Raw genomic sequence first — 14440 nt, forward strand, 5'->3', positions numbered from 1 at the left:
CGAACAATTGCAGATGCAGTGATCATATGCAGTTGCAAATCATTTGCAATATAATTCGGTGTACTCGCCCGCATCGTGATCGCGAAGGCACCCGCGAACATACGGTACCGCCGCCCATGCTGCACTGCATACAAAAACGGCGCGGCCCTTCTGTGGACCGCGCCGCTCGTTTCTTTCAGCCGTTGGAAACGCCGCTCAGACCGCGACGCGGTCGCCCTCGGCGCCGTTTTTCGAGCCTACGACGTACAAATTCAGCCGGTCGGAGCCGCCTGAAATCTTGATCGTCGATTCGTCCCGGATCTCGCCCATCAGGATCTTCTCGGCGAGCGGATCCTGCACCTCGCGCTGGATGACGCGTTTCAGGGGACGCGCGCCATAGGCGGGATCGTAGCCCTTCTGGGCCAGCCATTCGCGGCCGGTCTCGTCGAGCTCGACGCGGATCTTGCGATCCTCCAGGAGCTTTTCCAGCCGCCCCATCTGGATGTCGACGATGGCGCCCATCTCCGAGCGATGCAGCCGGTGGAACAGGATGACGTCGTCGACGCGGTTGAGGAACTCCGGCCGGAACGACGCCCGCACCACCGCCATCACCTGCTCGCGCGCGGCTTCGGCATTCTCGTCTTCGCCGAGCGCCACCAGGAACTCCGAACCGAGGTTGGAGGTCATGATGATCAGGGTGTTGCGGAAGTCGACCGTCCGTCCCTGCCCGTCCGTCAGCCGCCCGTCGTCGAGCACCTGCAGGAGAACGTTGAAGACGTCCGGATGGGCCTTCTCGATCTCGTCGAAGAGAACCACCTGATAGGGCCGGCGCCGCACCGCCTCGGTCAACGCACCGCCCTCCTCGTAGCCGACATAGCCGGGAGGCGCGCCGATGAGCCGGGCGACGGAGTGCTTCTCCATGTATTCCGACATGTCGAGCCGCACCATCGCCGCCTCGTCGTCGAAGAGGAAATGCGCCAGCGCCTTGGTCAGCTCGGTCTTGCCGACGCCCGTGGGTCCGAGGAACATGAACGAGCCGATCGGCCGGTTCGGATCCTGCAAGCCCGCACGCGCCCGCCGGACTGCCCGCGACACCGCCTGAACGGCCTCGCCCTGGCCGACGACCCGCTTCTGCAGCGAATCCTCCATCCGCAGCAGCTTGTCCCGCTCGCCTTCCAGCATGCGGTCGACCGGGATGCCGGTCCAGCGGGAGACGACCTGGGCCACGTGGTCTGCCGTCACGGTCTCCTCGACCATCGAGCCGGACTTGGCTCCGTCGTTGGCCTCGGCCTCCTTCACCGCCGCCTCGAGCTTGGGGATTTCCCCATAGGCGAGTTCGCCCGCCCGCTGGAACTCGCCCTTGCGCTGGGCAATGGCGAGTTCGTTACGGGCCTCGTCGAGCCGGCGCTTAAGATCGGCCGCCTGTCCCAGCTTGGACTTTTCCGCCTGCCAGGCCTGGGTGATCCGGTCGGACTCTTCTTCCAGATTGGCGAGTTCGGCTTCCAGACGTTCGAGCCGGTCCTTCGAGGCCTCGTCGGTCTCCTTCTTCAGGGCCTCGCGCTCGATCTTCAGCTGCATGATGCGCCGGTCGATCTCGTCGAGTTCCTCGGGCTTGGAGTCCACCTGCATGCGCAACCGCGCCGCGCCCTCGTCGATCAGGTCGATCGCCTTGTCGGGGAGAAAGCGGTCGGTGATGTAGCGGTTCGACAGCTGCGCCGCGGCGACGAGGGCGCTGTCGGAGATCCGCACCTGATGGTGCTGCTCGTACTTCTCCTTCAGGCCGCGCAGAATCGAGATCGTGTCCTCGACCGTCGGCTCGGAGACGAAGACCGGCTGGAAGCGCCGCGCCAGCGCCGCGTCCTTCTCGACGTGCTTCCTGTATTCGTCGAGGGTGGTCGCGCCGATGCAGTGGAGTTCGCCCCGGGCAAGCGCCGGCTTGAGCAGGTTCGAGGCGTCCATCGCCCCGTCCGCCTTGCCGGCGCCGACGAGGGTGTGCATCTCGTCGATGAACAGGATGACGCCACCGGCCGCCGCCGAGATCTCGGACAGGACGGCCTTCAGCCGCTCCTCGAACTCGCCGCGATATTTCGCGCCGGCGATCAACGAGCCCATGTCGAGCGCCATCAGCTGCTTGTCGCGCAGGGATTCCGGCACGTCGCCATTGACGATCCTGAGCGCCAGACCTTCGGCGATGGCGGTCTTGCCGACGCCGGGCTCGCCGATCAGCACCGGATTGTTCTTGGTGCGCCGCGACAGCACCTGGAGGGTGCGGCGGATCTCGTCGTCGCGCCCGATCACCGGGTCGAGCTTGCCCTCGCGGGCGGCCTCGGTCAGGTCGCGGGCGTATTTCTTCAGGGCGTCGTAGCCGCTCTCCGCCGAAGCGGTGTCCGCCGTGCGGCCCTTGCGCAGATCGTTGATCGCGTCGTTGAGGCCGGCGGGGGTGACACCCGCCTTCTTCAGAATGTCGGCGGTCTTGGCGCTCTTCTCGATGGTGAGCGCCAGCAGCAGGCGCTCGACCGAGACGTAGCTGTCGCCGGCCTTCTTGGCGATCTCCTCGGCGGTGGCAAAGACCTTGGCCAGCGGCTGGGCGAGATACATCTGGCCCGACCCGCCGGTGACCTTCGGCATGGCCTTCAGTGCCGCATCGACGGCGAGCCGCACTTCCTGCGGCCGGCCGCCGGCCTTCTCGATCAGACCAGCCGCGAGCCCTTCCTCGTCGTCGATGAGGACCTTCAGCAGATGCTCCGGCGAAAACTGCTGATGATCGGCGGAAACCGCCGCCGTCTGCGCCGCCTGGATGAAGCCGCGGACGCGCTCAGTATATTTTTCCAGATTCATGGCTCTCTCCTTGCCGCGCCGCGCCCTTTCAAGAGGCACGCGACGCAAAGATTGGAGTCCGGCTCCCGCTTCCGGCGAGCCGCCCGTCAGAGATATGGGAGCCTCGGACGCGCGGCGGTAGATGCCCCGGGAACGATTGTTGCAAAAATGTTACGCCTGGCGGAGCCGTCCGGGATCTTGCTCAGGCTGCGGGATCGCGAGAGCGGGCAACCGGGTCCCGAGCGGAGATATTGGGTCAGGGCTCCGGCAACGCCAGGCCTTCGCGCTCGAACACCGCCGCGGTGGCGGGACGAGCGACGACGCGCCGGCTCAGCGCGGTCCAGACCGGAAACTCCGCCGCCATGTCGTAGCCGAGAACCGAACCCGTGCCCCAGTTCCAGAAGACCAGGAGATAGGCATCGGCCACCGAATAGGCCTCGCCTGCCGCCCAGTCGCTGCCCCTGCCGGCGAGCTTGGCCTCGACCATGCCATAGACGTCGCGCGTCGCCCGCCGGCCGGTCTCGATGACGTCGTTCCTGCCCGCCTCCGTCGAGGCGTAGCGCTCGGCGCGGCGGATGTGGGCGTAGGTCGGGTGAACGCCCGAGGCGAGAAAGGCCAGCCACTCGGCACAGCGTGCCTCGCCGCGCGGATCGGCGGGCCAGAGCTTCTTGTCCGGGTGGGTCACCGCGACGTAGCGCAGGATCGCCGGGTTTTCCGTCACGACGAAGTCGCCGTCGGCGAGCGCCGGCACGCGGCCCTTCGGATTGATCTTCAGATATTCCGGCGAACGCTGCTCGCCGCCGGCCGTATCGATCCGCACGGCCTCGAAATCGGCGCCCGCCTCTTCAAGGGCGATGTGGGATGCGAGCGAACAGGCGCCCGGCGCGTAGAAGAGTTTCATGCGTGCCATCGGCGATATCTCCTCCAGAATAAAGCAGGCGACCCCGTTTTTCGGATGCCTTGGAACGAAAAAGGGCGGACGATCGCCATGACCACCCGCCCCGATCGGACTCTGCTGTCGGTGTCGTTCTACTCGGCGAAGCGCCGCAGCACCAGCGAGGCGTTGGTGCCGCCGAAGCCGAAGGAGTTCGACAGGACGGTGTCGATCTGCTTCTCCTTCTTCTGGTGGGGCACGAGGTCGATCTTCGTCTCGACGGACGGATTGTCGAGATTGAGCGTCGGCGGCGCGACGTTGTCGCGGATCGCCAGCACCGAGAAGATCGCCTCGACGGAACCGGCGGCCCCGAGCAGATGGCCGATGGCCGACTTGGTCGAGGACATGGTGATCTGCGACGCCGATTCGCCGACCAGCCGCTCGAAGGCACGCAGCTCGATCTCGTCGCCCATGGGCGTCGACGTTCCGTGGGCGTTGACGTAGTCGAGATCGGCGGCGGTGATGCCGGCCCGCTTCAGGGCAGCGGACATGCAGCGGAAGGCGCCGTCGCCGTCTTCGGCCGGAGCGGTGATGTGATAGGCGTCGCCCGACATGCCGTAGCCGATCACCTCGGCATAGATGCGCGCGCCCCTCGCCTTGGCGTGTTCGAGCTCTTCGAGCACGACGATGCCGGCGCCCTCGCCCATGACGAAGCCGTCGCGGTCACGGTCATAGGGCCTGGAGCCGCGCTGAGGGTCGTCGTTGAAATGGGTCGACAGCGCCCGACAAGCGGCAAAGCCGGCGAGCGAGAGACGCCCGACTGGTGATTCGGCACCGCCCGCGACCATCACGTCGGCATCGCCGAGGGCGATCAGCCGGCTGGCGTCGCCGATGGCATGCGCGCCGGTCGAGCAGGCGGTGACGACCGAATGGTTCGGCCCCTTGAGGCCGTTGCGGATCGATACGTGTCCGGAGGCGAGATTGATCAGGCTGCCGGGAATGAAGAAGGGCGAAACCCGGCGGGGCCCCTTCTCCGCGAGGATAAGCGCGGTCTTCTCGATGCCCTGCAGGCCGCCAATGCCCGACCCGATCAGGACGCCCGTCGTGATCTGGTCCTCGTAAGACTCCGGATGCCAGTTGGCATCGTCCAGCGCCTCGGCAGCCGCGGCAACGGCATAGACGATGAAATCGTCGACCTTTCGCTGCTCTTTCGGCTCCATCCACTGATCGGGATTGAAGGTGCCGTCATGGCCGTCACCACGGGGAATCTGGCAGGCGATCTGGCACGGCAGATCGGAGACCTCGAAGGTTTCGATCCTCGCCGCGCCGCTATCCCCGGCCAGAAGCCGCTTCCAGGTGACCGATGCGCCAGCGCCAAGGGGTGTGACCATCCCGACGCCGGTGATGACTACTCGTCTCATATCCGCTCTTTTGCCAGAAAGACGGACCGACTTTCGTGGAGCCGATCCGACAATCGATCCCCGGTCCTCGTTGCCGGGGAGCCGGACGGCGAATCCGAAAAGCTCCACCAGAACCGATGAAACGCGAGCGTTTCACTCATTCCGGCAACCGCCAGGTGCCCGCAGGCGACAGGGCGAGAAGCTCGGAACGGGATCCTCGACCGATCAGGCCTGGTTCTTCTCGATGAACTTGACGGCGTCGCCGACGGTGAGAATCGTTTCGGCCGCATCGTCGGGAATCTCGACGCCGAACTCTTCTTCGAACGCCATGACGAGCTCGACCGTGTCGAGGCTGTCCGCCCCGAGATCGTCGATGAAGCTGGCGTTCTCGGTGACCTTTTCCTGCTCGACGCCCAGATGTTCGACGACGATCTTCTTCACTCGCTCGGCGGTATCGCTCATTGTCATTCCTCTGCTGTGATGACGTTTGCCGTTCGTTAGACGCGAGACGGCCTTTTATCAAGCGGCGCGTCCCGATTTGCCGGCCGCGCCATGAAGTTCACCCCGAAAAAACGATGGGGCGGCTCGTTAACACCTTCTTACCGTCGCGCCAATGGTCCGGTGGTATCTGGCTGACGCATCGAGAAACACAAGCCGAACGTCGCATTTCGGCCCATGGCGGCGACGAGCGGATTGCCTGAGATCCCTCATCCGTCAGATCATCGCCATTCCGCCGTTGACGTGGATGGTCTGCCCCGTGACGTAGCCGGCCTCCTCGGACGCGAGAAAAACGGCCGCGCTGGCAATGTCGGCAGCGCTCCCCATGCGCTTTGCGGGAATCCTCTCGAGGATGGTCTCCCGTTGCTTGTCGTTCAGCTTGTCCGTCATGGCGCTGGAAATGAAGCCAGGGGCGATACAGTTCACCGTCACGCCCCGGGTGGCGATTTCCTGGGCGAGCGACTTGGAAAAGCCAACCATCCCCGCCTTGGCCGCGCAGTAATTGGCCTGGCCAGGATTTCCGGTCACGCCGACGACCGAAGTGATATTGATGATCCGCCCGAAACGCTTGCGCATCATCGGATGAGTGAGCTCGCGGGTCAGCCGGAACGCCGCGGTGAGGTCGATCTCGAGGACGTTGTCCCAGTCGGCATCCGACATCCGCACGAACAAGCCGTCCTTGGTAATGCCGGCATTGTTGACCAGGATGTCGACGCCGCCGAGCGCCTCGATGGCGGATTCGGCCAGCTTCGTCTGCCCGTCGCGGTCGGCGAGATTGGCCGGCAGCGCCACGCAGCGATCGCCCAGCGCGGAAGCGAGTTCCTCCAGCTTCTCCTGCCGTGTGCCGTGCAGCCCCACCGTCGCGCCTTGGGCATGCAGCGCCCGGGCGATGGCTTCGCCGATCCCGCCGGTTGCACCGGTGATCAGGGCCTTGCGGCCGGTCAAGTCGAACATGGTCGTTTCCTCGGATCGTTTCTTGGGGCGACCGCCCTTGCGCGCCGAAGGGCCGCTTCAGGCGGTCCGGCGGCTGTCGATGAAGGCTTTGACAGCCTCCGGGGTTCCGATCGCCTGAGCCGAGAGCCGCTTGTCGATTCGCTTGGCGAGACCGCTCAGGACCTTGCCGCTGCCGATTTCGACGATGTCAGTGATGCCGGCGCCGGCGAGATACTCCATGCTCTCGCGCCACCTAACCTCGCCGGTAACCTGCCGCACGAGCTGATCGCGGATCGCCTCGGGATCGCTGGTCGGAGCCGCGGTGACGTTGGCGACGAGCGCCACGACCGGCACGGCGATCGCGACGCTCTTCAGCGCTTCGGCCATCTTTTCGGCGGCCGGTGCCATCAGGCTGCAATGGAACGGCGCGGAGACCGTCAACGGGATCGCCCGCTTCGCCCCGAGTTCCGGCGCGAGGGCCACCGCCCTGGCGACGGCCGCGGCCGCACCGGAGATGACGATCTGGCCACCGCCATTGTCGTTTGCCGGCGAAAGAACTTCGCCCTCCGCCGCCCGGACGCAGAGATCGGCGACACTCGCCGCATCCAGGCCGAGGATCGCCGCCATCGCGCCCTCGCCCGGCGGCACCGCCGCCTGCATCGCCTGGCCGCGGAGGCGCAGCAGCCGCGCCGCAGCCCCGATCTCGAAGGCGCCGGCGGCGGCCAGCGCCGAATATTCGCCGAGCGAATGGCCGGCGACGTAATTGGCAGCCGCGACGTCGAAACCTTCCGCCTGAAGAGCCCGCACGGCGGCGAGCGAGACGGCCATCAGGGCGGGCTGGGCGTTCTGCGTCAGCGTCAGGATGTCCTCGGGTCCTTCGAAGATCAACGCCGAGAGCTTTTCGCCGAGCGCCTCGTCGACTTCCTCGAAGACGGCCCGGCTCTCGGCATAGGCCTCGCTCAGCGACCGGCCCATGCCGACGGTCTGGCTACCTTGCCCGGGAAAGACCAGCGCCAGGGTCATCGTTTTCACTCCGTAATGCCATCCCAACTGCGAAGTGGCGTGGGCAATGAGGGCTGTCGGCCAAGCTGTCAAGCTTGCGCTGCACAAAGTCGCGGCGCCGACGCCCCTCTCACCAAGCGGCCTGCGGGGGCGATGACGGCCTATTCCTTCACCGCGCCTGTCATCGACGAAACGTAGTAGTCGACGAAGAACGAGTAGAGGATCACCACCGGCAGAGAGCCGAGCAGCGCGCCCGACATCAGCGCTCCCCATTCGTAGATGTCGCCGCGGACCAGTTCCGTCAGGACGCCGACCGGCACCGTCTTGTTCTCCGAGGAGGAGATGAAGGTCAGCGCATAGATGAACTCGTTCCAGGACAGGGTGAAGGCGAAGATGCCGGCCGAGATCAGGCCGGGCACGGCGAGCGGCAGCACCACCTTGGTCAGGATCTGCCAGCGCGTCGCCCCGTCGACCAGCGCCGACTCCTCCAGTTCGAACGGGATCGTCCGGAAGTATCCCATCAACAGCCAGGTGCAGAAGGGAATGAGGAAGGTCGGATAGGTGAGGATCAGCGCCAGGCGCGAATCGAAGATGCCGACCTGGAAGACGATGAAGGCGAGCGGAATGAACAGGATCGACGGCGGCACGAGATAGGCGAGGAAGATCATCAACCCAGTCGTGCGCGCCCCGGTGAAGCGGATCCGCTCGATTGCATAGGCGGCGAAGACCGAAGCGAAGAGCGAGATCACCGTCGAGGCGACGGCGACCAGCATCGTGTTCCACAGCCACCCCGGATAGGACGTTTCGAACAAGAGATACTTGATGTGTTCGAGAGTCGGCTCGACCACCCAGAACGGTGAGTATTCGGCGTAGTTTGTCAGCTGGTTGTCCGGCTTCACCGCCGTGATCGCCATCCAGTAGAACGGGAACAGCAGCACGAAGACGAAGCAGGCGAGCGGCAGGTAGACGACGAAGATCCGGCGCGGCAGCGTGTTGAATTGCTGCATGCCCTCGGAATCGTCGGTGACGGCGGCGTGGTCTGCGGGAAGCGTCTGTCGGCTCATCGAATGTCTTTCCTCAGTCGTTTCCGCCCTGCTGCCATTTGCGGCGCTGCAGACCGAAGAAGGAGAACAGGATCGCGGCGAGGAGGAACGGGATCATTGCCACCGCGATGGCGGCGCCCTCGCCGAGCTGGCCGCCGGGGATCGCCCGCTGGAAGGACAGCGTCGCCATCAGATGCGTCGCGTTGACCGGGCCGCCGCGAGTGAGGACGTAGATCAACTGGAAGTCGGTGAAGGTGAACAGCACCGAGAAGGTCATCACCACGGCGATGATCGGCGTCAGCAGCGGCAGGGTGATCCTGGTGAAGCGCTGCCAGGAGGTCGCGCCGTCGAGGGCGGCGGCCTCGTTCAGCGATTGCGGGATGGTCTGCAGGCCGGCGAGCAGCGAGATCGCCACGAACGGAATGCCGCGCCAGACATTGGCCGCGATGACGGCGGCCCGGGCATTGTTCGGATCGCCGAGGAAGTTGATCGGCGCGTCGATCCAGCCCCACTGCATCAGCACCCAGGAGATGATCGAAAACTGCGAATCGTAGATCCACCAGAACGCCAACGCCGAGAGCACCGTCGGCACCACCCAGGGCAAGAGGATGATCGCGCGGAAGAAGGTCTTGAACGGCAGATGCTCGTTGAGGATCAGCGCCAGCCACAGGCCGAGGGCGAATTTCGCGACCGAGGCGACGAAGGTGTAGAGGATGGTGTTGTAGACCGACAGCCAGAACACCGGGTCGTCGAACAGCCAAGTGTAGTTCTCGAAGCCGATCCAGACGCCGTTTCGTCCGATGGTCGTATCGGTGAAGCCGAGCCAGACGCCGAGGCCGAGCGGGTAGGTCAGGAAGCATAAGAGGAACACCGCCGCCGGCAGCATAAACAGGAAGCCGAGCCCGTTGCGGCTTTCGACGAAGCGGCGAAACGGATTGGGGCGGACATAGGTGGACTTGCTCCGTCCCTGCCCCGTTGTGTCGATGGTGGCCATCTGCGACCGCTCCCTACAATGCTCTCTCAGCCCGCCCGACCGACGGGACACGCAATTTTCGTCGACGCACGCCGGGTTTCGCCGAAGCACGCCGTGCGATACCACCAACGCGTCGTCATTCTCGGGCCCCGTCCCGAGAATCCAGAGATCGTCAGGCGCCAATGCTTCCGCTGCAGAGGGCGGCAGCAGCCGATGTTGCGGCAACCGCCCCTGGATTCTCGGGACGGGGCCCGAGAATGACGAAGCTTCACCGTTCGCCGCCGCCCTTCACCGCACAGGCCCCTTGAAACCGACTTGCCTGCAAAGGCTCGGCGGGATCTCGGAACCCTGTGGGGCCGGAGTCCGGGACGATGCGGAGATGTAGCGCCAGGCGCCCCCTCGCCCTTCGAGGCTCACCCGCTCGGATGAGCGGGCGAGCACCTCAGGATGAGGGGACTACTGAAACGTTGCCGCCGGACGAGCCGGCATGTCCGCTCCTCAGCGATAATACCGCGCGATGCGACGTTCGGCGTTGGCGATGGCGTCCTCGGTGGAGCGCTGGCCGGTCACGGCTTCGGCGAACATGTCGACGAGAACGTAATCTGCCATCACGCCGGCCGACGAGGGTCCGAGCGGCCCGGCATAGCCGTTCGGGCGAAGGCTTGCCGACGCATTGGCATAGGCCTCGTGCACCGGGTTCGACGTCCACACCGGATTGTCGGCGAACTGCTTCAGCGGCTGGCAGCAATAGGCGCTGGCGCCCTCGAGCCAGGCGTTGAACCGGTCCGGCTGGAACATGAAGGCGATGTAGGCCTTGGCCGCTTCGGGATATTGCGTGTGCTTGAAGACGTTGATCGTCGAGGTCTGGTGCAGTTCGACCGACTGGCCGACCGGCCCGATCGGCATGTTGGTGGTGCGGATGTCCTCGGCGATCTCGGCCATCGCCGGATCCTTCTTGGCCGCATAGTACAGCGACACGCCGTTGGCGGTCAGTGACACCTGGCCGGCCAGGAAGGCGCGGTTGTTGTTGATGTCGAGCCAGCTTTCCGTGCCCGGGATGAAGGTGGCGTAGAGCGCCTTGGCATATTCGATCGCCGCCTTGGTCTCGGGGCTGTTGATCGCCACCTCGCCGTTCTCGTCGACGGTCTTGCCGCCATGGCTCCAGAGCAGCCAATGGGCGTAGTTGTTGCCGTCGCCGACCGCCTTGCCGTGCGGGAAGCCCGCAGGCGTGCCCTTGTCCTTCATCGCCTGACAGAGCTTCAGGAAGCCGTCCGTGTCCTTCGGGAACTCCTCGAAGCCCGCCGCCTTCATGTGGCTGTCGCGGTAGCAGATGGCGTTGCCGATGGCGCAGAGCGGAATGGCGATGAACTTGCCGTCCGTGGTGGTGGCGTAGCCCTTGAGACCCTCGTACCAGCCGCCATAGGCCTCGCCGAGGGCGTTGCCGAGGTCGGTGACGTCGACGAGCTTGTCGGGATACTGGAACGGATCGTCGAACCAGCTCATCACCATGTCCGGCCCGGAGCCGACATTGGCGGCGACGGCGGCCTTGGGACGGACGTCCTCCCAGCTTTCCTGGTCGATGCGGACCTCGACGCCCGTCGCCTCGGTGAAGGCCTTGGTGTTGGCGTTGAAGGCCTCTTCCTCGCCGGTGACGAAGGGCACCCAGCGAAGCAGGCGCAGCGACGCCCCTTCCTCCGGCTTGAACTGCGGCATCGTGCCCTGCGCGAAGGCTCTGCCCGCCCCGAACGGGCTGCCGAGAGCCGCACCAGCGGCCAGCCCGGCCGCGCCCTGAAGCACGGTTCTGCGATTGATGGTCATGACGTTTCCTCCCTGTCACAACGAATTCGTCTGTCTCGATCTCGGTCCGGCGTTGAAGGCTGGACCCAATTCGACCTCTCCTCCCCTCCGGCGTTTCGCCGGAGCGCTGCGGCTTGGCGCTGACGCGCCCGAGGTCGCCGCAAACTCTTCAAGTCACGCGGAAACCCGCTCCCCGGATTTCGCGTCGAACACATGGACGCTTGCAGCATCGACGCCGACCCGGATCTCCTCGCCCGGACGGGCCGCGATCCGCTCGCGGAACACGCAGGTCACCGGGCTCTCGCCGAGCCTTGCCAGGACATGGGTCTCCGAGCCGGTCGGCTCGACGACGTCGACGGTGAGCGGAACCTCGCCGCCGAGATGGAAGCTCTCCGGCCGGACGCCGTAGACGAGCTCGCGGCCCGGCTCCGCCTTGCCCGGCTTGTCGATGGGCAGGCGAATGCCGTTGCCGGTGGAAAAGCCCTGGCGGTCGTTCGCATCGACGCTGCCGGTCAAAAAGTTCATCGCCGGCGAGCCGATGAATCCGGCGACGAAGAGATTGTCCGGCTTGTCATAAAGATCCAGCGGCGTTCCCACCTGGGCGACCCGGCCGTCATGCATGACGACGATCTTGTCGGCCATGGTCATCGCCTCGATCTGATCGTGGGTGACGTAGACGGTGGTGGTCTTCAGCCGCTGATGAAGGTTCTTCATCTCCGAGCGCATCGACACACGCAGCTTGGCGTCGAGGTTGGACAAAGGCTCGTCGAACAGAAACACCTGCGGCTCGCGCACGATCGCGCGGCCCATGGCGACGCGCTGGCGCTGGCCGCCGGAGAGCTGCCGGGGATAGCGGTCGAGGAGATGGGACAGCCCGAGGATCTCGGCGGCCGGGCGCACCCGCTCGGCAATCTCCGCCTTCTTGACGCCCTTCAAAGACAGCGAGAAGCCCATGTTCTCGGCGACGGTGATGTGCGGATAGAGCGCATAGTTCTGGAACACCATGGCGATGTCCCGCTCCTTCGGCGGCAATTGATTGACCACCCGGTCGCCGATCCAGATCTCGCCGGCTGAGACGTGCTCGAGCCCGGCCAGCATCCGCAGCAGCGTCGACTTGCCGCAGCCGGACGGGCCGACCAAAACGACGAATTCTCCCTCCTCGATGTCGATCGAAACCCCGTGCAGCACCTCCACGGTTCCGAAAGCCTTGCGGACGTCCTTGAACGTCACTGTTGCCATCCGCGCCTCCCCCCGGCGTATTCCTTGATGGCATACTGTCTGCTTCGTCGCCTGAGCGCAACAGGGGAGCGGAAGGGTCTCGGCGATCGCCTTGAAAACGAACGAGGAGCGCCTCGTCGGAAGCTTTGATCTTGCAGTGCAAGAGGGTGTCCTGCACCGCAACGTATACGTTTCTACGGAGACGTTCAGGGCGATAGGCACGGGGCAATGCGGTGATTCGCAGCCTCCCGGGCCTCACTCCGTCCGGAGCAGGACGGTGACCCCGAACACCAGCATGCCGACGAGGGCGATCTTCCAGAAGTCGCCCCGCTTCCGCAGCCCCGGCAAGCCGAGCGGGCGCACCAGATGGGCGCCCATCATGAGGATGAGAAGGATCGAGAAGAGCTTGTTCATGGCCAACGGCCGTACAGCATCGGGGGCAAAACCGGAAATCGGTGGTCCGCAGCCTCCCCTCGGCGAGACGCCACGGCCTGGCGCAGCTTCCCGGCTCGGATCAGGGCGTCCTCAGACCGCCATGGGCCACGACCGGGCCGGTCGGCAACCCCGTCGGGGAACCGCCTGCCGGCTCCATGGAGACGGCGAGAGCCGCGTCCGGGTCGAGGACCTGCCGATCCGCAACGGCGAGGACGACCGGCTGGGAGTTATGGAGAATGCCCAGCGAACGCGGCGAGCCCCCCGGGGGGACGACCCACAGTTCCGGTACGCGGTCCGCGTCGGACGAATTGACGACCGGGATCAAGGTGGCGACGTCGTGATCGTCCTCGTGGTAGAATACGACCGTGAACATCGCCTGGCCCTGATCGTTCATCAGGGTTCCGGCGAGAATGGTGTCGACGGCCGCCGGTGGTTGGGGGCCGAATTCGCCGATCCCGCCGACAACCACGATCAGAGCCGCCAGGCTCGTCGCGGCAAGCCCCATGCCGGACAGACCGATCCATTGCCAGATCCCCGAAACCCGGCGGCCCTTGGGTTTGTGAGGCGAAACGTCGACGCGCTCCAGACGTCGCATGCGGCCGAGTTCCTCGGCGATCCGCGGCCAGACGCCGGCCGGCGGCTCGACCGGCTCGATCGCCTCGTAGAACGGCGCCAGGCGAGCGTTCCAACCGTCCACCGCGCGGGCAAAGGCCGGGTCGCGGTCGATCTGCCGCTCGGCAGCGCGGCGTTCGGCCCCATCCAGGACGCCGAGCACATACTCGGCGGCCCGATCGGCCTCTCCCCCGTCTTCGCTGCGCAGATCGCTCATTGCGACAGGCACTCCCTCAGTTTGATCAGCCCGCGCCTGATCCGGCTCTTGAGCGTGCCGAGCGGAACACGCAGCCGCTCGGCAAGCTGTTCGTACGTGATGCCACCGTAGAATGCGGAGGCGATCGACGTCTGCGTCGGCGCGTCGAGCGCCCCGAGACATTCGCGGAGCCGACGGCCATCATCGCGATCGGCCATCAGCTCGAAGGCGTCCGGCCCATCGTCGGCGACATCGACGGCCGCATCCATCGAATGGTCGCCGCCGCGCCGGCCGATCTGGCGCAGGCGATCGATCGACCGGTTGCGGGCGATCGTCGCCAGCCAGGTGATTGGGCTCGCGCGTTCGGAATCGAACCTGTCCGCCCGCCGCCAGACCGTGAGATAGACGTCCTGGAGAACGTCCTCGGCCTCCTCGCGGTCGTTCAATATACGCAGGCACACGCCGAAAAGCTTCGCCGAGGTGCGCTGATAAAGCTCCCTCAGCGCGTCCTGCTCTCCGAGGGCAAGACGCCCCATGATTCCGACGAGCGCCGCCCGCCCCTGATCCGGCTGCAAAAACGCACCTCCCACGCGATACGCTGGGCTTTCTGCCCACTGAGCTAGGGCAAACAGGTTCGACGCCCGATTGTCAACGCCGGATGAC

At 65.6% G+C, this 14440-nt stretch carries 13 protein-coding genes; all 13 read right to left on the bottom strand.

The features are described 5' to 3' along the window. Window positions 1–195: 195 nt before the first annotated feature. Window positions 196–2817, bottom strand: a complete 2622-nt coding sequence (gene clpB / locus GTK09_RS07830) for an ATP-dependent chaperone ClpB (protein WP_163462502.1) — start codon at window positions 2815–2817, stop codon at window positions 196–198. A 235-nt stretch (window positions 2818–3052) separates the two neighbouring features. Then, entirely contained in the window at window positions 3053–3706 is a 654-nt protein-coding gene (locus tag GTK09_RS07835) for a glutathione S-transferase family protein (protein ID WP_163462504.1), read from the bottom strand. A 119-nt stretch (window positions 3707–3825) separates the two neighbouring features. After that, window positions 3826–5091 carry a beta-ketoacyl-ACP synthase II gene (fabF, locus tag GTK09_RS07840; protein ID WP_163462506.1) on the bottom strand — a complete coding sequence of 422 codons (1266 nt, stop codon included), beginning with the start codon at window positions 5089–5091 and terminating at the stop codon, window positions 3826–3828. Window positions 5092–5295: 204 nt separating this feature from the next. Then, window positions 5296–5532 (bottom strand): acyl carrier protein, encoded by a 237-nt coding sequence (locus tag GTK09_RS07845; RefSeq protein ID WP_026358398.1) that lies wholly within the window; start codon window positions 5530–5532, stop codon window positions 5296–5298. Between the two features lie 252 nt (window positions 5533–5784). Next, the gene (gene fabG / locus GTK09_RS07850; protein WP_163462507.1) at window positions 5785–6522 is read right to left on the bottom strand and encodes a 3-oxoacyl-[acyl-carrier-protein] reductase; all 738 of its coding nucleotides are present in this window, start codon (window positions 6520–6522) and stop codon (window positions 5785–5787) included. A 57-nt stretch (window positions 6523–6579) separates the two neighbouring features. Then, window positions 6580–7524 carry an ACP S-malonyltransferase gene (gene fabD, locus GTK09_RS07855; protein WP_163462510.1) on the bottom strand — a complete coding sequence of 315 codons (945 nt, stop codon included), beginning with the start codon at window positions 7522–7524 and terminating at the stop codon, window positions 6580–6582. A 140-nt stretch (window positions 7525–7664) separates the two neighbouring features. Then, a complete protein-coding gene (locus GTK09_RS07860) occupies window positions 7665–8567 on the bottom strand; it encodes a carbohydrate ABC transporter permease (protein WP_163462512.1) in 903 nt (300 codons plus the stop codon). A 13-nt stretch (window positions 8568–8580) separates the two neighbouring features. Next, window positions 8581–9432: a carbohydrate ABC transporter permease gene (locus GTK09_RS07865; protein WP_246217788.1), complete on the bottom strand. Its 852-nt coding sequence runs from the start codon at window positions 9430–9432 to the stop codon at window positions 8581–8583. A 585-nt stretch (window positions 9433–10017) separates the two neighbouring features. After that, window positions 10018–11337 (bottom strand): ABC transporter substrate-binding protein, encoded by a 1320-nt coding sequence (locus GTK09_RS07870; protein ID WP_163462516.1) that lies wholly within the window; start codon window positions 11335–11337, stop codon window positions 10018–10020. A gap of 153 nt (window positions 11338–11490) precedes the next feature. Continuing rightward, window positions 11491–12555 carry an ABC transporter ATP-binding protein gene (locus GTK09_RS07875; RefSeq protein ID WP_163462518.1) on the bottom strand — a complete coding sequence of 355 codons (1065 nt, stop codon included), beginning with the start codon at window positions 12553–12555 and terminating at the stop codon, window positions 11491–11493. Window positions 12556–12789: 234 nt separating this feature from the next. After that, complete coding sequence (locus tag GTK09_RS27155) at window positions 12790–12948, bottom strand: hypothetical protein (protein WP_203560926.1); 159 nt, start codon at window positions 12946–12948, stop codon at window positions 12790–12792. A gap of 100 nt (window positions 12949–13048) precedes the next feature. Further along, complete coding sequence (locus tag GTK09_RS07880; protein WP_163462520.1) at window positions 13049–13798, bottom strand: anti-sigma factor; 750 nt, start codon at window positions 13796–13798, stop codon at window positions 13049–13051. Next, entirely contained in the window at window positions 13795–14352 is a 558-nt protein-coding gene (locus tag GTK09_RS07885) for a sigma-70 family RNA polymerase sigma factor (RefSeq protein ID WP_246217777.1), read from the bottom strand. Before GTK09_RS07885 ends, GTK09_RS07880 begins: the two co-directional genes overlap by 4 nt. Between the last annotated feature and the right edge of the window lie 88 nt (window positions 14353–14440).

The sequence above is a fragment of the Jiella pacifica genome, from assembly GCF_010500815.1.
GTDB classification, from domain to species: Bacteria; Pseudomonadota; Alphaproteobacteria; order Rhizobiales; family Rhizobiaceae; genus Jiella; species Jiella pacifica.